The following is a 21,199-nucleotide window of genomic DNA, read 5'->3' as shown; positions in this document are numbered from 1 at the left end:
GCCCGGCCCTCAGCACCCGGGTCGGGGCCGGAGGTTCACACGACGACAGCGAGCGCGACGCCGTCCCAGCCTTTGACACCGACCGTCTGCAGCGCGGTGGCGTCGAAGCGCGGGTCCTCGCCCAGCATCCGCAGTGCATCCCTGGTGCCGACGACCTTGGGGTCGGCCGCATCGTCGCGCACGATCTCACCCTCCCGTCCGATGTTGTCGAGCACGATCACGGTTCCGGGATGGCCCAGCTTCGCGGCCCAGTCGAGGTAGACCGTGTTCGACTCCTTGTCCGCGTCGATGAAGACCAGGTCGAAGCCGCCGACCAGCGTGGGGAGCACGTCGGCGCCTCGGCCGATCCGGATGTCGACGCGGTCTCCGACGCCGGCGGCATCGATGCTCGCGCGGGCCACGGCGGCGTTGTCGGCTTCGGCCTCGACGGTGATCACGCGCCCCTCGGGACCCACCGCCCGTGCGAGCCAGATCGTCGAGTAGCCGCCGAGCGTTCCGATCTCCAGCACGCGGCGAGCGCCGCTGATGCGGGCGAGCAGATTGAGGAGCTTGCCGCCGACCGGCGCGACCTCGATCTCGGGAAGGCCGGCATCGTGCTGAGCGGCCAGCGCCGCCTCCAGCTGCGGATCATGACCGACGAGGAGATCAGCGAGATAGGCGTCGGCATTCGACCAGGCGGCGGGAGTGGATTCCATGCCCTCAGCAAACCGTGAGGCCCGAAGAGCGTCAAGAGGGTTGCGGACCCCTCCCGACTCGGGGAGCGGACAGCAGCCGCCCGGGCGCGCCCGCGAGCTCGGGCTGACGACGGAACTGGCCCGTGAGGGCCAATACGGCGATCACCGCCGCCGCGACGATCCATCCCGCGACGCCGAGAGGTCCGGCGAGTGCGAGATCGGGCTGCGATGCGGCGAAGATGAGGACGAGTCCGGCGGCCGCGTTCAGCGAGCCGTGCGCGAGGACGGCGGGCCAGACCGATGCGGAGCGCAGACGCAGCCAGCCCAGCAGCACACCCCAGGCCATGCAGCCGCCGATCATGAACAGCACGCCGGTGATGTCGGTGCGCCCGAAGTTGTAGCCCAGCAGGATCACCGGGCTGTGCCAGAAGCCCCAGATCGCTCCGCTGATGAGGAGTGCCGGCCACGTGCCGAGCGGTCGCAGGGCCGGGACGAGCCACCCGCGCCAGCCGAGTTCTTCGCCGAACGCCAGCACACTGTTGATCAGGGCGCCGACAGGGATCATCACGATCTGCGAGATCACGACGAGCTCGATCGGGGGCATCGGCGCACCGGCGGGCAGCGACCTCGCGATCTCAGCGGAGAACGCCGCGAACGTCGGGTCGAGCTGCACCCATCCGAAGGCCGCCGCGACCACGATGCCGAGCACGACGAGAACCGGAGGGACGAGCCAGCCCGCCACCATCAGCCAGACGACCCGCCTCGCCGGGCGCAGGGGCCAGATGCCCAGGAAACGGAGCCGCTCCCCCGATGCCGGCACACGCAGGGCGAAGGTGACCACGAGCGCGGCGAGCGCGGGGGTCAGCATCATCACGGGCAGCAGGAACCAGGTGCTGGGCTCGGCGAGGCCGTCGCCCAGCCACAGCGGCAGGGCGACGAGCCAGGCGAGCCCGCACGCGAGCGCGACGAAGAGGACGACGGATGCGGCTCTGATGCGGGTCATGGATTGACTCCCGGTTCGGTGTCGATGTGCTGTTCGGTGTCGATGTGCTGTTCGGTGTCGATGTGCGGAGCGATCATCGGGATGCTGCGGAAGCGAGGACGGATGCCGCTGTGGAGGCGTCGTCGACGGTGACGACGAATACGCGACCGTCTGTGCGGGTGATCTCGAGGGCCTCGCCGGTGCGCAGCACGAATCCGCGCCGCCCGTCGGTGCCGATTCGGTAGCCCCAGCCGCCGAACTCGGCGAACGGGTCGACCTGCACCGCGCGAGCGCTGGCGATGTCGGCCGCGGCGATCTCGAGACGCGGCCATCCGGCGACGGAGCGCACCCGAAGGCCAGCGGTGCTCGCCCGCACCCGGAACGACAGACCCGTCGCCACGACGATGACGAGGACCACAGTTATGCCCGCCACGATCCACCCGGCGGCGATGCCCCGGGCGAGCAGCAGCACGCTCACGGCGACCGTGAAGAAGACGCTGATCCCGAGGACGACCTGGCCACTGCGGGCCACGTTCACGGTCTTCATCCACACGGCGCGCTCGTGGTCGGCGAGAGGGAGAGGTGCCGCCGGATCCGCGGACGCGACGGACGCGACGGGCACCTTCGGCTGCGCGAACCATCCGATCACCCCGAGGCCGGCGGCGATCGCGACGATGACCGGGACGCAGAGGGTGATGTCGGGCGCCTCGTTCGCATCGGAGAGCCCTCGCTGGGAGCCGGTCGTCGTGATCGCGAGCATGGACATCAGGCCCGCCATCGCGAGGCCGGCCGCTCCGAGCAGACGGGCGGTCGTCGACCACTGCGACTGAGGAAGCGGCCCGCCCGAGCCCCGTGGGGGCAGCCTGTGCGAGACCAGGACGATGATCGCGAACATCGCCACGATCCCTCCGCCCAGGCCGATCAGCATGACCAGTGGCGTCCACCGCGGCGCGAAGCCATCGGCCCCGTCGAGGCCCCAGTGGATCGCCGCAGGATCGGGGATGTCGGGCAGCCACGCCAGGACGATGACGGCGGCGAGCACGATCAGAGCGGCGGGGACGATGACCCCGACCCACCAGAAGGCGGTGCGGGCGCGGCGGATCTCGGGGGTCATGCGTCGGTCTCCTTGATGAGCGCGGCCAGTGTCGAGGAAGAGAGTCCGAGGGATGCGGCGCGGGCGACGAGCGCGGCGATGTCCTGTGAGAGCTCGGCGAGCGGAGATGCAGCAGCGGACACCACCGCTCCCCTGCCACGGCGCAGATCGATCAGCCCCTCGTCGCGCAGCTGCTGATAGGCACGGAGCACGGTGTGCAGGTTGATCTCGAGCGCCTCGGCGAGTTCACGGGCGGCAGGCAGCCGGTCACCCGGCACGAGACGTCCGGCGAGGACACCGGCGCGAACGGATGCCGCGACCTGATCGAAGAGCGGCCGAGCGCTGTCGGCGTCGATGCGGATCAGCATCCCGTCCTCCAATCTTCTAGTAGTTCTACATAAACTATAACAACTGTCGCAACCCTCCAGCGAGCTTTGTCCGGATCAGGCCGTCGGCCACACTGACCTCATGCGCATCACTCCCCGTCGTCTCGCCACGGGCATGAGCCTGTGGGTCCCCAATCTGTTCAGCGGCATCCGCATCCGCCGCTTCAGCGAGGACTGGACGCACGCCACGGTCGAGCTGCACGTCAACGTGTTCACCCGCAATTACGTGAAGACGGCATTCGGCGGTTCGATGTCCGCGATGACGGACCCGTACTTCTTCATGCTCGTGATGCATCAGCTCGGTCGGGACTATGTCGTCTGGGACACCCGGGGCGAGATCGAGTTCGTCAAGCCCGGGCGCGGGGTGCTGACCGCCGAGTTCGAGGTCAGCCGCGAGCGGGCCGAGGAGATCCGCGAGCGGGCGCACGGCGGTGCGAAGGTGCTCGAGTGGTTCGAGACCGTCATCACCGACCGCGACGGAGACGTCGTCGCCAGAGTCCGCCGACAGGTCTACATCCGCGAGAAGCAGCGCGTCACCGCCGCTCGGAGCTGATGGTGACGGCGATACCGGACGTTCACCCGGACGTGACACGATGACGGGATGCCTCTCGCCCGCCGCCTGACACTGGTCGACGCCGTCGCGATCGGTCTCGGTTCGATGATCGGCGCCGGCGTGTTCTCCGTGTGGGCACCGGCCATGGGGGTCGCCGGAAGCGGCATCCTGATCGCCCTGGCGATCGCCGCGATCGTCGCCTACTGCAACGCGACCGCCTCGGCGCAGCTCGCCGCGGCGCATCCCGTCGCCGGCGGCACCTACGCGTACGCCCGCGCCGAGATCGGCCCGTGGTGGGGCTTCGTCGCCGGATGGAGCTTCGTGATCGGCAAGATCGCCAGCTGCGCGGCGATGGCCATGACCTTCGCCGCCTACGCGGCACCGGAAGGCTGGGAGGTGCCGGTCGCCGTCGCTGCCGTCGTCGCTCTCGCGGCGGTCAACTGCTTCGGCGTGACGCGAACCGCCCTCGTCACGCGCATCCTCGTCGTGTGCTCGCTGCTCGGACTCGCCGTGGTGGTCGCGGTGGGCCTCGGCGGTTCCTCGTCTACCGCCCCGGCTCCCCTTCCGGATGCCTCCGCGTACGGGGTGCTGCAGGGCGCAGGCCTGCTCTTCTTCGCGTTCGCGGGATACGCGCGCATCGCGACGATGGGCGAAGAGGTCGTCGACCCCGCCCGGACGATCCCCCGGGCGATCGCCCTGGCCCTCGGCGGCACGGTCGTCGTCTACACGCTCGTCGCGATCACGGTCGTCGTCGTGCTCGGCGGCGACGCGGTCACGAGCACCACCCCTCTCGCCGATGTCGTCACGGCCTCGGGGTGGACGGCTCTCACTCCTGTCGTCCGCGTGGCCGCGGCCGCCGCCTCGATCGGAGCTCTGCTCGCCCTCCTGACCGGCATCGGTCGCACCACACTGGCGATGGCCCGCGAAGAGGATCTGCCGCGCTTCCTCGCGAAGGTCGACGAGCGTTGGCACGTACCCCGTCGGGCCGAGATCACGATCGCGGTCATCATCGTGATGATCGTGCTCGTCGCCGATCTGCGCGACGCGATCGGCTTCTCCTCGTTCGGTGTGCTGCTGTACTACCTCATCGCCAATGCGGCGGCATTCCGCCAGCGCACTGCGGCTCGCCGCTATCCGCGGGTGCTGCAGGTCGTCGGTGCGCTCGGGTGCCTCGTGCTCGTGAACACTCTGCCGGTGGTGGCTTCGGTGGTGGGTACCGCGGTCGTGCTGGTCGGTGTGCTCTATCGGACGATCCGGCTGCGGCTCGCGCGCTGATCAGGATGGCGCGGCAGCGCTCCGAACGTCCTGCGCGGAGGACGCCCGGTACGCGCGGGGCGCGATTCCGAGCACGTTCCGGAAGTCGCGGGTGAGATGGGCATGATCCGCGTACCCCAGGTCGGCGGCGAGATCCGCCAGATCGACCGATGGGTGCAGACGCAGGTGCTCCGCGGCCTCCTGCAGCCTGCGGCGCCGGATCATGGCGGCCGGCGACACTCCGACGTGACGATGGGCGAGGCGCTGCAGCGTGCGCAGCGAGACCGCGAGTCGGGTCGCGGCCTCCTCGACCGAGTCGGCCGCGCCCTCCTCCATGAGCACCTCGACCAGCGCGTTCGCATGCCTCGCACTGTCGTCGAGGGGTCCGACCCGACGAGCGAGCCACTCCGAGAACACCGCGACGGCGCGTTCGCGATGCCCCTCCCCCGACGCCATCGCAGCACTGACCCCGTCCGCGAGCTCGGGAGCGACGACCGGCTGCTCGGCATCGACGAGTGCGGCAGGGTCGTCGATGAGGGCCGCGACAGCTGCGGGTCGCAGCAGGGCGCCCACTGCCCAGCCCGTGCCGGTCAGCTCGCGATGCGAAGCCCGTGTCGTCGCCCCGGACAGACTCACGTCACCGTTCTCGACGACGAGGTTCAGCGCCGGGTAGCCGACGATCTCCTGGCGAGACGATCGAGCGGGCTCGATGCTCCACTCGGGGATCCAGAACCACACCGCGAGGTCCCGCGCGGCGGTCGCAGGCGGCAGACGATGGAAGTCCGGCAGCCGGGCCGGATACAGCACACCGCGGGTCGCACGCATCGCTAGCCGCCCGCGAGGATCGTCACGGTGACCCGCATGGCGGACACGGTCGGTCCGAGGTCGTCGACGTCCATGCCTCGACCCTATGACCCGGCGCACGATCGTGTCGCGCAAGTTCAAGCGCGCGTCTGCGACTGCTCCTTACTGTGGCTGCATGAGCACCGAGAACAGGACCGGCGTGACCGGCGAGCACACGACGGACGGCCGACCGAAAAGCGCGACCTCCCTCACTCCCTTCCTCGCGGTCCCCCGGACGCGGGAGGCGATCGAGTTCTACCGGGACGTCTTCGGCGCTCGCGTCATCGATGTCACGGAGTTCGGCGGTGTCGTCGCCCATGCGGACCTCGACTTCGGGTTCGGCCACCTGCAGCTGGGCGAGCCGAGCCCCGACTATCATCTGGTTTCTGCGCCATCGGGAGACGACGACTGCTACTCGATGGGACTCTATGTCTCGGACGTCGACGCCGTCGTCGAGCGTGCCGTCGCCGCGGGCGCAACCGTGCGCGAGGCTCCGTCGGCGTTCGTGTCGGGAGACCGATTCGCCAGCATCCGGGATCCGTTCGGCGTGCGATGGTCGGTGATGACCCGGGTCGAAGACCTCTCGGACGAGGAGAGCGCACGGCGGGTCGCCGACTGGGCGGCGTCCTTCAGTGCTGCCCCGTCTGACGGCGCGAGCTGAGCGCGGTCTCGGCAGCCCGACACGCGGCCGGGAGCAGTGCCTCCGCCGTGCGCCGATAGCCGAGCGGACTCGGGTGGAAGCGATCGAGGCTGAACATCGCCTCCGGATCGTCGAAGAACATCGGGCCGACGGCGCGGCGGAGGTCGACGGGGTGCGCGCCCTCGGCACGAGCGGTCTCGGCCTGTACCCTGGCGAGTCGACGGGACATGCTCGACATCAGGCGCCGCAGAGGCTGCGGTACGGGGCGGAGGGCTCCGAGATCGGGACAGGTGCCGACCACGACCTCCGTACCCCGAGCACGCAGCCGTCGGACGGCCTCCCGCAGGTGCTGCGTCGAGACGGCGACGGGGATGCGGTGCGTCACGTCGTTGCCCCCGACAACGATCACGGCGACATGCGGGGCGTAGTCCTCGGGCAGCGCGTCGAGCTGGGCGGCGAGGTCGGGCGATTCGGACCCGACGACGGCGGCCGTGCGCAGATGGACCGGTCGTCGCATCCGTCGCGCCAGACCCTTGGCGAGTCGTCCGCCCAGTGTCTCCTTGCGCCGCTCGGCGCCGAGGCCCGCCGCCAGCGAGTCTCCGAGCACGAGCAGATCGATCGGCATGCCGTCGAGCGAACGACGCCAGACGCGGTCGGCGTCGATCGACTCCTCACCGAGCGGCTTGCCGATGCGTCGACGCGCGATCGCGGCCTGTCGGGTGAGGACGACCCGGATTCCGGCGGCGGCCACCGCGGTGGCGACACCCACCGCCGCGACGGCGACGAACGGCGGTCGGCTCATGTCCCGATTCGACCGGAACGGCGTGAACGCCGAGTGAACGGCATCCGCCGAACTCAGGAGAGGGGCTTGAGCTCCAGCTGCGAGGTGCCCGACGAGACGGTCGCGAACTCCGTGTATCCGTCGGTGGCCGAGCGCTCGAGCAGAGCTTTCACGTTCTTCGTGCGCCGTTCCAGCCGCACTCGCGCCCCGGAGCCCACGAGACCCGCCTTGTGCATGACGAGCTCGGCGACCGGCACGTCGGCGTCATGGATGAGCACGACGGCGCGCTCGCCGGCATCCGCGCCCGCCGTCACGAGGTCGACGAGGCGCTCGAAGCCCAGCGAGAACCCGACGGCAGGGACCTGCTGGCCGAGGAAGCGGCCGATCATGCCGTCATAGCGACCGCCGCCGCCGAGCGAGTACGATACCGAAGGGTGGGCCAGCTCGAAGATCGTGCCCGTGTAGTAGCCCATGCCGCGCACGAGGAACGGGTCGAAGACCAGCGGGATGTCGGTCGCGCCTCGGCCGGCGGCGACGGCCTCGCCGATCGCGACGAGGTGTCCGACGATCTCGTCCGGGGCACCGTCGGGAAGCGCCTTGCGGATCTGACGTTCGCCGAAGGGGTTGTACTCCATGGTCTGCGGGCGCAGGAGGAAGGCTTCGAACGCGTCGACGGCCGATGGCGCCGAACCGCGCTCGCGCAGCTCGGCGGCGACGCCGTCGGGCCCGATCTTGTCGAGCTTGTCGATCGTGATGAGGACCCCGGGACGTTCGTCGACCGTGAAGCCGAAGCTGTCGAGCATCCAGTCCAGCGCACGGCGGTCGTTGATACGCACGGTGGCGCCCTCGAGACCCAGTGCGTCGACCGCATCGAGCGAGGCGACCATGAGCTCGGCCTCCGCGCGCGACGAGTCGTCGCCGATGATGTCGATGTCGCACTGCACGAACTGGCGGTAGCGCCCCTTCTGCGGTCGCTCAGCACGCCAGACCGGACCGATCTGGATCGCGCGGAACACACCGGGGAGCTGAGCGCGATTGCTCGCGTAGAAGCGCGCGAGCGGAACCGTGAGGTCGTATCGCAGACCGAGGTCGGCCAGGGCGCCCTGGTCGTCGGCGGCGTCGCGGATGGCATCCGCATCGAGGCCGCGGCGCAGCACGTTGTAGGCGAGCTTCTCGTTGTCGCCGCCGATGCCGGCGTGCAGTCGCGAGTACTCCTCGAGCGCCGGGGTCTCGATCTCGTCGAACCCGTGCGAGCGGTAACGATCACGGATCACGGAGAGGACGCGCTCGCGGCGAGCCTTGTCGGCGGGGAGGATGTCGCGCATTCCGCGCGGCGGGTTCACAGTAGCCACGCCTCCATCTTTCCAGGTCGGCGGGCCAGGCCGTGGACTCAGGCTTCGGATTCCGCCTCGCGGACCTCGGCCTCGACCGCTCGGAGCCGTTCGCGCAGCGCTCGTTCGGCATCCCAGCCCTCGGCGCGCGCGACCGCCACGAGGCGGAGAAGTGCGTCGCCGAGCTCTGCTTCCGAGGAGGGCGCCGGTCCAGCCCCGTCCGCATCGGTCCGGGCGACGACGACGCCGGCCCCCTCGGCTCGACCGGCGACCTTCTGTGCCAGCGCGAGCGCCGGCATACCGCGCGGGATCCCGTCGAGGACGCTGCGTCTCGCGCGTTTCTCCGCCGCCTTCGCGGCGTTCCAGTGCACCAGGACCTCTTCAGGGGTCGTCGCGACCTCGTCCGCGAAGACGTGAGGATGCCGCCGCACCATCTTCTCGGTGAGCGTGGCCGCGACATCGTCGATGTCGAACGGGTCGTCGGGGTCCTGCGCGGCGATCGCGGCGTGGAACAGCACCTGCCAGAGCAGGTCGCCGAGCTCCTCACGCAGGTCGGCCCGTGAGCCGTCCTCGACGGCGTCGATCACCTCGTGCGACTCCTCGATGAGATACGGCACGAGATCACGATGGGTGATCTGCTGCGACCAGACGCAGCGATCCCGGACCTCGCGCATCGTCTCGGCTGCGGCGCGCAGCGGGTCGCGGGCGGGCTCTGCACTCACCGGTCCTCCTTCGAACGCCACTCGGGTCGCCTCGCGGTCACGAGGTCACGGCGCCCCGTCGTCGGTACGCACGGGCGCGGAGTGACACGATCACACCCGAGAGCACGAGAGCCACGAGCGAGCCGACGAGCACACCGAGGATGGCCTGATCGCGGGTGCCGGCGTCGGCCGCGAAGGCGAGGTTGGCGAGCAGAAGCGAGACGGTGAAGCCGATGCCGCCCAGCGCGCCGGCGGCGAAGATGTCGGCGAACGGCAGGGCCGGCGCCGCGCCTCGGGGCCGGATCCGCATCGCGAGCCACCCGAACAGGGAGATGCCGATGATCTTTCCGACGGGCAGCGCCACGACGATCCCCCAGAAGGCGGGAGAGAGCTCCGACGGTGCGAGGGCGGGGATCACCACGAAGGCGGCGACGAACGCGAAGATCGGCAGGATCGCGCCGTTCACGGTCGGTTCGAGCACGTGCCTGGTGCGCGCGGCAGGAACGGGCGACATCACGAGCCCGAGCATCACGCCGGCGATGGTGGCGTGGATGCCCGACGAGGCCACCAGGCCCCAGGCGACGACGCCGACGATGATCATCGCGACGGCCACCGCCGGATGCCCCTTGGCGTGGAGCAGTCTGCTGAGCAGCCAGAACGCGACGACGGCGGCGACGGCGAGCGCGAGGAACAGCCACTGCACGTCGTGCGCGAAGAGGACCGCGATGAAGATGATGCCGATGATGTCGTCGAGGATCGCGAGCGCGAGCAGGAAGACGCGGACGTTCGACGGAAGCCCCCGTCCGAACATCGCGAGCACGCCGAGCGCGAAGGCGATGTCGGTCGCCGTCGGGATGGGCCAGCCGGTGGCGGTCGCGGAGTCGCCCGCGATGAGCAGATAGACAGCGATCGGCACCAGCACACCGCCGGCGGCGGCGATGGCCGGCTGCACGGCCTTGCTGGGCGAATCGAGCTCGCCGTGGGTGAGCTCGTGCCGCAGCTCGATCGCCACCACGAGGAAGAACACGGCGAGAAGACCGTCGGACACCCAGTGCTCGATCGAGAGGTCGAGCACTGTGCCGGGCACGGCGATGTGGAAGTCGAGCACCGCGGCGAGCGCATCATGCGAGGGAAGATTCGCCAGCAGGATGCCGAGCCCTGCCGCGACGAGGAGCAGGACAGCAGGGAACTGCTGGCCACGGAGAGGGTTCGCGGAGATGCGCATCGCCCCCATGGTAGTTGCGAGCGCCCCGCACGTCTCACATCGTCATGCGTTCAGAGCACGACCCCGACCCGGGATACTCTCGAACGGTGACCCCCGAACACGCCTTCCCCGAGCCCACTGACACCTCGGCCATCCGCATCATCGGCCGTTTCGAAGCGGGCCGCGGCATTCCGGATGCCATGCGCACCGACGTCAGAATGCTCGGTGCCCTTCTCGGCCAGGTACTGCGCGAAGCAGGCGGCGACGACCTCTTCGAGGACGTCGAGCGGCTGCGGCTGGCGACGATCCAGGCCTATGACGAAGAGACCTCCGACGCCTTCGATCGGGCGGCCGCGATCGCCGAGTCGTTCAGCATCGCGCGCGCCGACGAGGTCGCCCGGGCGTTCACCTGCTACTTCCACCTCGTCAATCTCGCCGAGGAGCACCAGCGCGTGCGGGTGCTCCGTGAGCGCGCCGGCCAGCCGGGCCGCGAGGATGCGGCCGACACCGTCGCCACCGCCTATGCGCGTCTGAAGACCGAGGTCGGTGACGACGAGGCGCTCCGCCGTCTCGAGGGCCTGCGCTTCCACCCGGTGTTCACCGCCCACCCGACCGAGGCACGCCGTCGCGCGGTGTCGTCGAGCATCCGCCGCCTCTCCGAGCTGCTCACCCAGCACGACGCCGCGAGCGAGGGCGGGTCGGAGGAGCACCGCGCGCGCCGGAGGATGCTGGAGGAGATCGACACCCTCTGGCGCACCGCGCCGCTCCGCGCCGAGAAGCCCTCGCCGACCGACGAGGTGCGCACGGTCATGGGCGTGTTCGACGAGACCCTGTTCACCACCGTGCCGCACGTGTACCGGCGCATCGACGACGCACTCCGCGGCGACGACTCCGGCTCGAGCGCGCCGGTCGTGCCCGCGTTCGTGCGCATCGGGTCCTGGGTCGGCGGCGACCGCGACGGCAACCCGTTCGTGACCGCATCCGTCACCCGTGAGGCGTCGCAGATCGCCTCCGACCACGTGCTGCGCGGGCTGGAGCGCGCACTCGAGCGCATCGGCCGCGCCCTCACGCTGGACGCCGAGGACACCCCTGCGAGCGCCGGAGTCACGGCGCTGTGGGAGGCCTTCGCCGCCGCTGAGCCGCGCGTCGCCGAGGAGCTGGGCGCCCGCTCCCCCGGTGAGCCGCACCGCCGCGTGCTGCTCGCCCTCGCCCACCGTGTCGCGGCCACCCGCCGTGGCGAGGAGCAGCGCTACTCGCGCCCCGAGGAGCTGCTCGACGACCTGCGCACGGTGCAGTCGTCGCTGGCGGATGCGGGCGCGAAGCGCCATGCGTTCGGCGGCGTGCAGCACCTCATCTGGCAGGTGGAGACCTACGGCTTCCATCTGACCGAGCTCGAGGTGCGTCAGCACTCGCAGGTGCACCGCAAGGCGCTCTCGGAGCTCTCCAGCGGCGACGCGATCAGCGCGCAGACCGAGGAGGTGCTCGAGGTCTTCCGCGTGATCGCCGAGATCCAGCGCGACCGCGGCCTGCGGGCTGCCGGCCGCTATGTCGTGTCGTTCACTCAGTCGGCGTCCGACCTCGCGAACGTGTATGCGCTCGCGAGGCACGCGCTGGGCGACGACGCCCCCGTGCTCGACGTCGTTCCCCTGTTCGAGACCTTCGCCGACCTGCAGGCGGCGCCCGCCATCCTCGCGGAGGCCGTGACGTTCCCGGAGTTCCAGGAACGCCTCGCCACGACGGGCAACCTGCTCGAGGTCATGCTCGGCTACTCCGACTCGTCGAAGGACGTCGGCCCGGTCGCCGCAAACCTCGCCCTGTACGAGGCGCAGGAGAAGATCGCGCAGTGGGCCAAGGACTCCGACATCGAATTGACCCTGTTCCATGGTCGCGGCGGTGCTCTGGGCCGAGGCGGCGGACCCGCCAATTCGGCCATCCTCGCTCAGCCGCCGCACTCGGTCGACGGTCGCTTCAAGCTCACCGAGCAGGGCGAGGTCATCTTCGCGCGCTACGGCGAGCCGGCCATCGCGATGCGCCACATCGATCAGGTCGCCGCGGCGACGCTGCTCGCCTCGTCGCCGTCCGTCGAGAAGCACACGAGCGACGCCGCCGCACGCTTCGCCGACATCGCCGCCGTCATGGACACCTCGTCGCGCGAGCGATTCTTCTCGCTCGTCAAGGCGGAGGGCTTCGCCCCCTGGTTCGCCACGGTCACCCCTCTCGAGGAGATCGGCCTGCTCGCCCTGGGCTCCCGTCCGGCTCGACGCGGACTGTCGGTCGAGTCGCTGGAAGACCTGCGCGCGATCCCGTGGGTCTTCGCCTGGACCCAGGCCCGCATCAACCTCGCCGGCTGGTTCGGACTCGGAACGGCTCTCGCCGCCGTCGGCGACGAGGCCCGTCTCGCCGAGGCCTATCGCGACTGGCCGCTGCTGCGCACCATGATCGACAACGTCGCCATGAGCCTCGCGAAGACCGATGAGCGCATCGCCCGCCAGTACCTCGCCCTCGGCGATCGGGACGATCTCGCGCAGCTCGTGCTCGACGAGCTGTCGCTGACGCGCGAGTGGGTCATCCGTCTCACCGGCGGCGTTGGCCTGCTCGAGAACAAGCCGATCCTGCAGCGCGCCGTGCAGCTGCGCACTCCGTACGTCGACGCCCTGTCGCTGCTGCAGCTGCGCGCCCTCCGCGCACTGCGCGACCCGGCCGAGGCGACCGGGTCGGGTGCCGACGACGAGCAGCGGCGACTGCTGCTGCTCTCGGTGAGCGGCGTCGCGGCGGGCCTCCAGAACACCGGGTGACCCCCGCGTCGTCATCCCCGAACAAGCGCATGCCGGTGTGAAGGTGCTCACCTCGGCGTGCCCGCTAGAGTGAAAACTTCGCCGTATCCGGCGCACCCTCACGCGACACGATCGCACGCAGCACCATCCCCCGATCAGAAAGCTCTTTCGCGTGACCTCTCCGTCTTCCGTCGACTTCCATCCGCTCGCCGACGACGTGCAGCCCGTGTTCGACACGGTGCTCGCCCGCAGCCCGCACGAGCCCGAGTTCCAGCAGGCCGTGCACGAGGTGCTGAACTCGATCGCACCGGTGCTCGCGCGCAACCCGCAGTACGTCGACGGCGGCATCCTCGAGCGTCTGGTGGAGCCGGAGCGGCAGATCCTGTTCCGCGTGCCGTGGGTCGACGATGCCGGGCGTCTGCAGGTCAACCGCGGCTACCGGATCCAGTTCTCCTCGGTGCTCGGACCGTACAAGGGCGGCCTGCGCTTCCACCCGTCGGTCAACCTGTCGATCATCAAGTTCCTCGGGTTCGAGCAGATCTTCAAGAACGCACTGACCGGCCAGGGCATCGGCGGCGGCAAGGGCGGATCCGACTTCGACCCGCACGGCAGGTCGGATGCCGAGATCATGCGCTTCTGCCAGTCGTTCATGAACGAGCTCTACCGTCACCTCGGCGAGCACACCGACGTCCCCGCCGGCGACATCGGCGTCGGCGGTCGCGAGATCGGCTACCTGTTCGGCCAGTACCGCAAGATCACCAACCGCCACGAGTCCGGCATGTTCACCGGCAAGGGCACCGGCTGGGGTGGCGCAGAGGTGCGCACCGAGGCGACCGGCTACGGCGCCGTGTTCTTCGCACAGGAGATGCTCGGCGTGCACAGCGACTCGCTCGACGGCAAGCGCGTCGGCGTCTCGGGCTCGGGCAACGTCGCGATCTACGCGATCCAGAAGGCATCCCAGCTCGGCGCGACCGCCGTCACGGCATCCGACTCGTCGGGGTACGTCGTCGACGACGCCGGCATCGACGTCGACCTGCTGCGCCAGATCAAGGAGGTCGAGCGCGCGCGCATCGTCGAGTACGCCCACCGTCGCCCCGGCGCCCGATTCATCGAAGGCGGCAGCGTCTGGGAGGTCCCGGTCGACATCGCCGTGCCGTCGGCGACCCAGAACGAACTCGATCTCCACGCCGCCGAGACCCTGATCGCCAACGGCGTGCGAGCGGTCTCGGAGGGCGCGAACATGCCCTGCGTCCCCGCTGCCGTCGATGCGTTCCAGAGCGCCGGAGTCCTCTTCGCGCCGGGCAAGGCGGCGAACGCGGGAGGCGTCGCCACCTCCGCTCTTGAGATGAGCCAGAACGCGTCTCGCCAGCGGTGGAGCTTCGACGCGAGCGAGAACAAGCTGCGCGAGATCATGGCGGACATCCACCGCGCCGCGTTCGACGCCGCGGAGCGCTACGACGTGTCCGGCGACTATGTCGCCGGGGCGAACATCGCGGGCTTCGAGCGCGTCGCGGGCGCGATGCTCGCCCAGGGCGTGATCTGACCGGAGTCGCACCCACTGCGCACGACACAAGAGCCGCCTCCCTCCCGGGCAGGCGGCTCTTGCGCGTCTCTACGCCTGAGGTGCTCAGTTCTCGTCGACCGGCACCTTCACGACCTTGTTGAACCCGGTCACCGCCTGGTTCTCATCGAACGCGACCACCTTCTTGCGGAACCCCTTCGTGATCACGGCGAGGTAGATCAGGCCGAGAGCGGTCCAGATGAGTCCCCCGGTCAGGGCGTCGGAGTGCAGGTTCACCCACAGCAGACCCGTGAGGAGCATGCCGATGCCCGGCATCACGATGTACGAGAAGATGTCGCGCGGTGTGTGGCGCCGCCCCTTGCGCACGGCGAACCAGGCGATCACGGAGATGTTGACGAAGGTGAACGCGATCAGGGCGCCGTAGTTGATCCACGCCGCGATCAGCTCGAGGGTGAACGGGATCGCGAGCAGCGAGATCGCGCCGACCAGCACGATGTTGAAGGTGGGCGTGTGGGTGCGCGGGTTGATGTAGCCGAAGGCCTTCTGCGGAAGGACGTTGTTGCGACCCATCACGAGCAGCATCCGCGAGACGGATGCGTGCGAGGCGAGACCCGAGGCGAGCGTGGCGCAGAAGCCGGCGGCGGTCAGCACGGCCATGAGCACGTTGCCCCCGACGAGGTTTCCGATGATCGGCAGCGTCGAATCCTCGACGTACTGCATGTCGCCACCGGGTGCGAACTCGTTCCAGTCGGGGAAGCGCAGCTGCGTGACGTACGCGGCGACAAGGAAGATCGCGCCGCCGAGCAGCACGGTCAGCAGGATCGCCTTGGGCATCGTCTTCGGATCCTTCGCCTCCTCGGCGTACATCGTCACGGCGTCGAACCCGATGAACGAGAAGCAGACGATCGTCGCGCCCATGAGCACCGCGCCGATCGTCGCACCGTCGTGGATGAAAGGCGCGGCCGATGCGATCGTGCCCGCTCCTTCGCCGCGCATCAGCTGCGCGACGACCATGACGACGAACACGACCATCACGACGATCGAGAACACGAGCAGGATCATGTTCATGTTCGAGGTGCCGCGCATCGTCATGTAGATGATGCTCGTGACGAGAATGCAGTACAGCACGACCCAGATCCAGCCGGGGATGTCGGGGAAGAGCGCTTCGAGGTAGCTGCGGATGATGAGGCAGTTGACCATCGGGAGCAGCACATAGTCGATGAGCGAGGTCCAGCCGACCATGAACCCGAGGTTCGGGTGGATCGACTCACGGACGTACGTGTACGCAGACCCGGCGCTCGGGATGGCGCGGGAGATCTTGCCGTAGCTGATGGCGGTGAACACCATCACGACGAGGGCGACGAGGTAGGCCGCGGGGACGACGTTGTCGGTGTCGCGAGCCACCATGCCGAACGTGTCGAAGACGACGGTCGGTGTCATGTAGCCGAGTCCGAGACCGACGATCGCCCAGAGGCCGAGATTGCGGCGGAGGGTTCCTCCGCCCTGCGCGAGCGGCTTCGTCTTGATGGGCGTGACCATGAGTACTCCTTCGGGAACAGCGCATGGGCCGGACTTCGGGCGGTCCGACACTGACGCTCAGTATGTACCCCGGAGATTCGTCAGCGGAAGAGCGGATCTGATTCGAAATACGCATTTAACATGCCGAGAACCGACTCGATTCGAAGACCCCGCTCGATCACCAGCCCTCGGTGAGCACGCGGTCGAGCATCGCGACGACATGGTCGGCGCTCTCGACCGACAGACAGAGCGGGGGTTTGATCTTCAGCACGTTCGAGCGCTCCGAGGTGGTGAGCACGATCACGCCGAGCTCGCGAAGCCTCTCGCAGATCGCGGCCGCCTCGGCCGCCGCCGGGTGCAGGGTCTCGGGGTCGCGCACGAGCTCGACCCCGAGATACAGCCCCTGCCCGTGCACGGGCCCGACGATCGGATGCCGTTGCGCGAGTGCACGGAGCGACTCCGCCAGATGCCGACCGACGTCGAGCGCGTTGCGTTGCAGGTCGTCCTCGACCATGGCATCGAGGACCGCGAGGCCGACGCTGCTGCTGAGCGTGCTGCCACCGCCCGAGGAGAAGAACTGGCCCTGCTCGCTCAGCGCGTCGGCGATCCTCTTCGAAGTGATCACGCCGCCGATCGGGAAGCCGTTGCCCATCGGCTTCGCGATCGTGACGATGTCGGGGATCACTCCGGACTGCTCGAATCCCCAGAACGTGGATCCCATGCGCCCGAAGCCCACCTGCACCTCGTCGGCGACGCACAGGCCACCGTGTGAACGCACGAGGTCGTACGCACCGGTCAGATATCCGTCGGGGAGGACCACCCCGCCCGCGTTGCCGAGCACGGACTCGCACACGAACCCCGCCGGATCCCGGCCCTCGACGCTGAGGCGGTCGAGGTCGGCGGCGAGGTCGGCGAGGTACCGGTCCGCCGAGTCCTGGCCGCGGTGCGTGCCGCGGAACGAGTTGGGCACATCGGCGACGTGCACCCAATCGGGACGCGTAGCGAGCGCATCAGGATTGTCATAGGCGCTGGTGGTGACCGCATCGCTCGCCATCGTCCACCCGTGATAGGCCTCTCGCAGCGCGACGACGGTTCGTCGGCCGGTGGCCGCCTGCGCGAGACGGATGCCGAGGTCCACCGCCTCCGATCCGCTGTTCACGAGCAGCACGGTGTCGAGGCCGCTCCCCTCGGGCATCAGCGCGATGAGTCGCTCGCTGTACTCGGCGAGGCCGCGGAACAGGAACCTGGAGTTCGTGGCGAGAGTCTTCAGCTGGCGGTTCGCCGCCGCCGCGACTCGCGGGTGCCCGTGGCCGAGCCCGGCGACGTTGTTCACCATGTCGATGTAGCTGCGACCGGTCGTGTCGACGAGGTGGTGCCGCCAGCCTCGCTCGATCTGCGGCGGGTGCTCGTAATAGCGCTCCTGTGCGGCCGCGAAGATGCGCTCGCGGCGCTCGAGCTCCTGACCGGCCTCGTCGCGCTGCGCGGCGGACCGGAGGCCCAGCAGCGGAGCGGGGTCCGCGGTGAAGCGACGCCAGGCCGCGACGCGTTCCGGGGTGACGAGCCGCGCGGCGATCGGCGGATTCGGCAGCGGGGAGCGGAGCGGCGGAGCATCCCCTCGCGTCAGCCCGATGACCATCGTGCGGTTCTCGAAGGATGCGGCGAGCCTGCCGATGCTCTCGCCCCTCTCGACTCTCCCGCTGCGATTCGGCTCGATGTCGGTGCCACGGAGCGCGAGCCTCCACCCGCCGTCGAGCTCGATGTGCACCCCGTCGTCGGTGATCTTCAGCTCCCCCGCGGTCGGCGCGACCAGTCGCGACGACGGACCGGGGGCGACATGCACCTCCGTCTCCACCGGCCAGGTGGCGGCCGCGCTCACGGCGTCGACGGTCGTCCGGGTGAGCCGGAAGACGCCGTAGGGAACCACGGCAGCGCGAGCACCCGCCGCGTGGGCCTCGGCCACGAGAATCGCCTCGGCATCCGGATGCGACCAGCGCCCTGCATCGAGCCCCTCGGCTTCGATGCCCGGATCGACCAGGAGGACTCGGCCGTCGAGATCGGGAAGCAGCATCGACAGTTCCCGGCGGGAAGCGTCGGGTACGTCGGGAGCGTCAGGCACGTCGGGAGCGTCCCCCGGAATCTCGGCATCCGGAATCTCGGCATCCGGAGTCCCAGCATCCGGAGTCCCTGCATCCGGAGTCCCCGCATCAGGAGTCTCATCCGGAGTCCCAGCATCCGACATCTCGAACTCCGGAGACGCGAACCCGAGCCGCGCGAGCACGTGCTCGGACATCTCGGCGAGCGGAACGGCGGTCGCCGCGTCGAAGATGGCCTGCTCCCCCTCGATCCTCTCGCGGGCGTAGTCGTTGTCCCCGTCGATCGCGAGCTGACGCCAGCCGCTCGCGACGAGCAGCGCTGCTCTCAGCACGACGAGGGGCCACACCGCGACCGCCTCGTCGCGAGTGAGCGGGGCATCGGCGTGGAACGCCGCGACGGTGTCGAGTGCGCGAAGCGGGCGCTCCGGCTCATGGTGCAGCATCGACGAGACGCAGACAGCCAGTTCCGCGATGCGCCAACCGAGACCCAGGTCTCCCAGATCGAGCACCGTGTGCGGGTGCAGCCGCGAGTCAGCACCGCGCATTCCGGTGACGTTGTCGTCGGTCAGGTCGCCATGGATCGGCTGCACAGGCAGGCCGGCAGCGACGGTCGAGACAGCGGCGTGAGCCTCATCGGCTGCCGTGCGCACGCGCACGCGCAGTTCGGCCTCGGTCACTGCCGGGGCCAGCGCGATGATCTGCTCGTACGCGACGCGCATGTCCCACATCTGCTCACGGTCGAGCCCCGGATGCACGAGACCTGCGAGCGCGTTCACGGATGCCGCAGCCAGCGTGCCGAACTCCCCCAGGACGACGGGAGCGAGATAGCCCGCGTCGACCATCGGCTCGCCCTCGGCGAACTCGCTGCGCCGCACCGCGAATCCTCGCCAGCGCTGGGTGAGCTCACCGTCGAGCCCGGGGAGCACGGTGGGAACACGAACGCCGGCTGCGCGGTAGGCGTCGAGCGCCGCATGCTGCGCGGCTCTCGCGTCGTCGCCGAACACCGGGTTGTCGACGCGCAGCACGCTGCGTGATCCGTCCGGCTCGATCAGGACGAAGTTCCGGTCCTGGTTGCTCCCGAGCTCGCTCGCCTGGGCGTCGACCCCGTAGCAGTCGCGAGCGATCAGCGCGGCGTCCTCCGTGCTGATGTCCGGTCGGACGAGCCCTGCGCCGTCGCTCACCCTCGGCCCGCCGCGTGGCCGTCGGCATCGAGACGCACGTCGTCGGCATGCCGGGCCAGGGAACTGCCGTACCGCTCGGTCAGCTGAACCATCAGGTCGGGGGTGTCGCGGTCCACGCCGAAGACGTGCCCCGGGAAGTCGAGCTCGGGCTGGGCCGCGGAGATCTCCTCGTCGCGGTCGGGAGAGAGGAGCTGGACGGGATCCCCGACCGCGACCCAGCCGATCGGCACGACGGTGCCGGACGGCAGCACCGCCCGCCGGTGCACGATGGCGTTCACGCGCACCTCGCACCGGTCCCCGACCAGCGCGCCGTTGAAGATCCGGGCGCCCGACGCGAGGAAGACCTCTTCGCCGACGGTCGCACCCGCGATGCTCGCGAGGGTTCCGACGAGCGTGTGCGAGCCGATGTGCACGGCGTTCGCGGCCGTCGCCCTGATGAGCGCGTTCTCCATCACGATCACGTGCTCGCCGAGCGTGATGGGCCCGCCCTCGGCGGTGATCACGGCGCCGTGCAGCACTTGGCAGTCCGGTCCGATCGTCACGTCTCCGGAGATCACGGCGGTGGGAGCGACGACGGCGGTGTCATGGATCCGGGGCCGAGCCCCGAGGTGCTCGTACAACATGACGCCAGCGTAGTGGTGCAGCGCACGGGACGAGAAGGCCGACGGCGGCGTCCTGCTACGCTAACGCCCATGCAATGCAGGTGACTCGATCCCTCCCCCGCCTCCGGCCGCCCCTCGGCATGCCGCGGCATCCTCGATCGAAAGGCATCCTCATGCACTCCGCCGACCTTCCCCTGCTCGGACGCACCGCGCTCGTGACCGGCGTCTCGCGCAGGCGCGGCATCGGATTCGCGACCGCCACGACGCTCGCCTCCCTCGGCGCGAACGTGTTCGTCCATCACTTCCGCCCGCATGATCTCGACCACCCCTGGGGCGGCGACGATCTCGACGCCGTCCGCACCGGCATCCGGGACTCGCTCGCATCCGGAGCGGTGATGGGCGACGCCGAGGCGGATCTCCGTGACCCCGACAGCATCGAACCGCTGCTCGATGCGGCGTCCTCGCTGTCAGGACGGCTCGACATCGTCGTCTGCAATCAGGCGATGAGCGGAGGCGACGGGACGATCTTCGACATGACCGCCGACCGGCTGGACGCGCACTGGCAGGCGAACGCGCGCGCATCGCTGCTGCTCACCGCGGGCCTGGCGCGTCGAGTCCGGGTCGAGCTCGGCGGCGCGGACACCCCCGTCGCCCGCCCGGGCGACAGCATCCCCTCACTCGGCCCGTTCGAGAAGCCGACGGCGCACGTCATCTGGATGACCTCCGGTCAGGGCCACGGAGCGATGCGCGGAGAGATCTCCTATGCGACGAGCAAGGCCGCGCTCGCGGGCATCACGCGGTCGACGGCGGCGGAGCTGCTCGACGTCGGGATCGTGCTGAACACCGTCAACCCGGGCCCCGTGAACACGGGCTACCTCGATGCGGACACCACGGATCGCGATCTCTCCGGCGTCGACGAATGGATCGCCGGCACGCCGTTCGGCCGAGTCGGTCGACCGGACGACCCGGCGCGGCTGATCGGCTGGCTGTGCACCGACGCCGGCTCCTGGGTGGTGGGTCAGGTGCTGACCACGGACGGCGGGTTCTCGCTGTGACGCACGCGAGGT

At 69.7% G+C, this 21,199-nt stretch carries 18 protein-coding genes; 6 read left to right on the top strand and 12 right to left on the bottom strand.

Features of this window, described 5'->3' with window-relative positions:
• Positions 1–35: 35 nt before the first annotated feature.
• From AKG07_RS00650 to AKG07_RS00635, 4 genes are all read right to left on the bottom strand, one after another.
• Complete coding sequence (locus AKG07_RS00650; RefSeq protein ID WP_053095503.1) at positions 36–695, bottom strand: O-methyltransferase; 660 nt, start codon at positions 693–695, stop codon at positions 36–38.
• A 31-nt stretch (positions 696–726) separates the two neighbouring features.
• Positions 727–1,677: a CPBP family intramembrane glutamic endopeptidase gene (locus AKG07_RS00645; protein ID WP_053095502.1), complete on the bottom strand. Its 951-nt coding sequence runs from the start codon at positions 1,675–1,677 to the stop codon at positions 727–729.
• Between the two features lie 73 nt (positions 1,678–1,750).
• A complete protein-coding gene (locus tag AKG07_RS00640) occupies positions 1,751–2,770 on the bottom strand; it encodes a DUF1648 domain-containing protein (RefSeq protein ID WP_053095501.1) in 1,020 nt (339 codons plus the stop codon).
• Positions 2,767–3,117, bottom strand: coding sequence for a GntR family transcriptional regulator (locus AKG07_RS00635; protein WP_053095500.1), 351 nt, complete (start codon positions 3,115–3,117; stop codon positions 2,767–2,769). The genes AKG07_RS00640 and AKG07_RS00635 overlap by 4 nt, the downstream gene beginning before the upstream one ends.
• A 100-nt stretch (positions 3,118–3,217) precedes the next feature.
• Between AKG07_RS00635 and AKG07_RS00630 the strand changes: the two genes are divergently transcribed.
• Entirely contained in the window at positions 3,218–3,688 is a 471-nt protein-coding gene (locus AKG07_RS00630; protein WP_053095499.1) for a PaaI family thioesterase, read from the top strand.
• Positions 3,689–3,736: 48 nt separating this feature from the next.
• Complete coding sequence (locus AKG07_RS00625) at positions 3,737–4,963, top strand: APC family permease (protein WP_053095498.1); 1,227 nt, start codon at positions 3,737–3,739, stop codon at positions 4,961–4,963.
• Here AKG07_RS00625 and AKG07_RS00620 read toward each other — a convergent pair whose 3' ends face one another.
• Entirely contained in the window at positions 4,964–5,767 is an 804-nt protein-coding gene (locus AKG07_RS00620; protein WP_053095497.1) for an AraC family transcriptional regulator, read from the bottom strand. It lies immediately after the preceding gene.
• A gap of 154 nt (positions 5,768–5,921) precedes the next feature.
• On the opposite strand from AKG07_RS00620, the gene AKG07_RS00615 reads away from it, so the two are divergent.
• Positions 5,922–6,446: a VOC family protein gene (locus AKG07_RS00615; RefSeq protein WP_053099040.1), complete on the top strand. Its 525-nt coding sequence runs from the start codon at positions 5,922–5,924 to the stop codon at positions 6,444–6,446.
• Here AKG07_RS00615 and AKG07_RS00610 read toward each other — a convergent pair.
• The 4 genes from AKG07_RS00610 to AKG07_RS00595 all read right to left on the bottom strand — a co-directional run bounded on the left by AKG07_RS00610 (position 6,415) and on the right by AKG07_RS00595 (position 10,463).
• Positions 6,415–7,227, bottom strand: a complete 813-nt coding sequence (locus AKG07_RS00610; RefSeq protein WP_082297764.1) for an SGNH/GDSL hydrolase family protein — start codon at positions 7,225–7,227, stop codon at positions 6,415–6,417. The genes AKG07_RS00615 and AKG07_RS00610 overlap by 32 nt on opposite strands.
• Before the next feature lie 53 nt (positions 7,228–7,280).
• Positions 7,281–8,531 (bottom strand): histidine--tRNA ligase, encoded by a 1,251-nt coding sequence (locus AKG07_RS00605; RefSeq protein ID WP_053095496.1) that lies wholly within the window; start codon positions 8,529–8,531, stop codon positions 7,281–7,283.
• A gap of 65 nt (positions 8,532–8,596) precedes the next feature.
• Entirely contained in the window at positions 8,597–9,211 is a 615-nt protein-coding gene (locus tag AKG07_RS00600; RefSeq protein ID WP_053099038.1) for a MazG family protein, read from the bottom strand.
• 85 nt (positions 9,212–9,296) lie between these two features.
• Positions 9,297–10,463, bottom strand: a complete 1,167-nt coding sequence (locus tag AKG07_RS00595) for a Na+/H+ antiporter NhaA (RefSeq protein ID WP_053099037.1) — start codon at positions 10,461–10,463, stop codon at positions 9,297–9,299.
• An 86-nt stretch (positions 10,464–10,549) separates the two neighbouring features.
• On the opposite strand from AKG07_RS00595, the gene AKG07_RS00590 reads away from it, so the two are divergent.
• Both AKG07_RS00590 and gdhA read left to right on the top strand, forming a co-directional pair.
• Entirely contained in the window at positions 10,550–13,237 is a 2,688-nt protein-coding gene (locus AKG07_RS00590; RefSeq protein WP_053095495.1) for a phosphoenolpyruvate carboxylase, read from the top strand.
• Between the two features lie 151 nt (positions 13,238–13,388).
• The gene (gdhA, locus tag AKG07_RS00585) at positions 13,389–14,759 is read left to right on the top strand and encodes an NADP-specific glutamate dehydrogenase (RefSeq protein WP_053095494.1); all 1,371 of its coding nucleotides are present in this window, start codon (positions 13,389–13,391) and stop codon (positions 14,757–14,759) included.
• A gap of 84 nt (positions 14,760–14,843) precedes the next feature.
• Here the strand turns inward: gdhA and AKG07_RS00580 are convergent, their stop codons facing one another.
• The 3 genes from AKG07_RS00580 to AKG07_RS00570 all read right to left on the bottom strand — a co-directional run bounded on the left by AKG07_RS00580 (position 14,844) and on the right by AKG07_RS00570 (position 20,153).
• Entirely contained in the window at positions 14,844–16,277 is a 1,434-nt protein-coding gene (locus AKG07_RS00580; RefSeq protein ID WP_082297762.1) for an APC family permease, read from the bottom strand.
• 157 nt (positions 16,278–16,434) lie between these two features.
• Complete coding sequence (locus tag AKG07_RS00575; RefSeq protein WP_053095493.1) at positions 16,435–19,530, bottom strand: aminotransferase; 3,096 nt, start codon at positions 19,528–19,530, stop codon at positions 16,435–16,437.
• Positions 19,527–20,153, bottom strand: a complete 627-nt coding sequence (locus AKG07_RS00570) for a gamma carbonic anhydrase family protein (protein WP_053095492.1) — start codon at positions 20,151–20,153, stop codon at positions 19,527–19,529. Before AKG07_RS00570 ends, AKG07_RS00575 begins: the two co-directional genes overlap by 4 nt.
• A 152-nt stretch (positions 20,154–20,305) precedes the next feature.
• On the opposite strand from AKG07_RS00570, the gene AKG07_RS00565 reads away from it, so the two are divergent.
• The gene (locus tag AKG07_RS00565) at positions 20,306–21,187 is read left to right on the top strand and encodes an SDR family oxidoreductase (RefSeq protein ID WP_053095491.1); all 882 of its coding nucleotides are present in this window, start codon (positions 20,306–20,308) and stop codon (positions 21,185–21,187) included.
• The last annotated feature ends 12 nt before the right edge of the window (positions 21,188–21,199 follow it).

Source organism: Microbacterium sp. CGR1 (assembly GCF_001266755.1).
GTDB lineage: Bacteria > Actinomycetota > Actinomycetes > Actinomycetales > Microbacteriaceae > Microbacterium.
The sequence above is the reverse complement of the archived record's forward strand: the minus strand, read 5'-3'. Positions and strand labels throughout refer to the sequence as shown.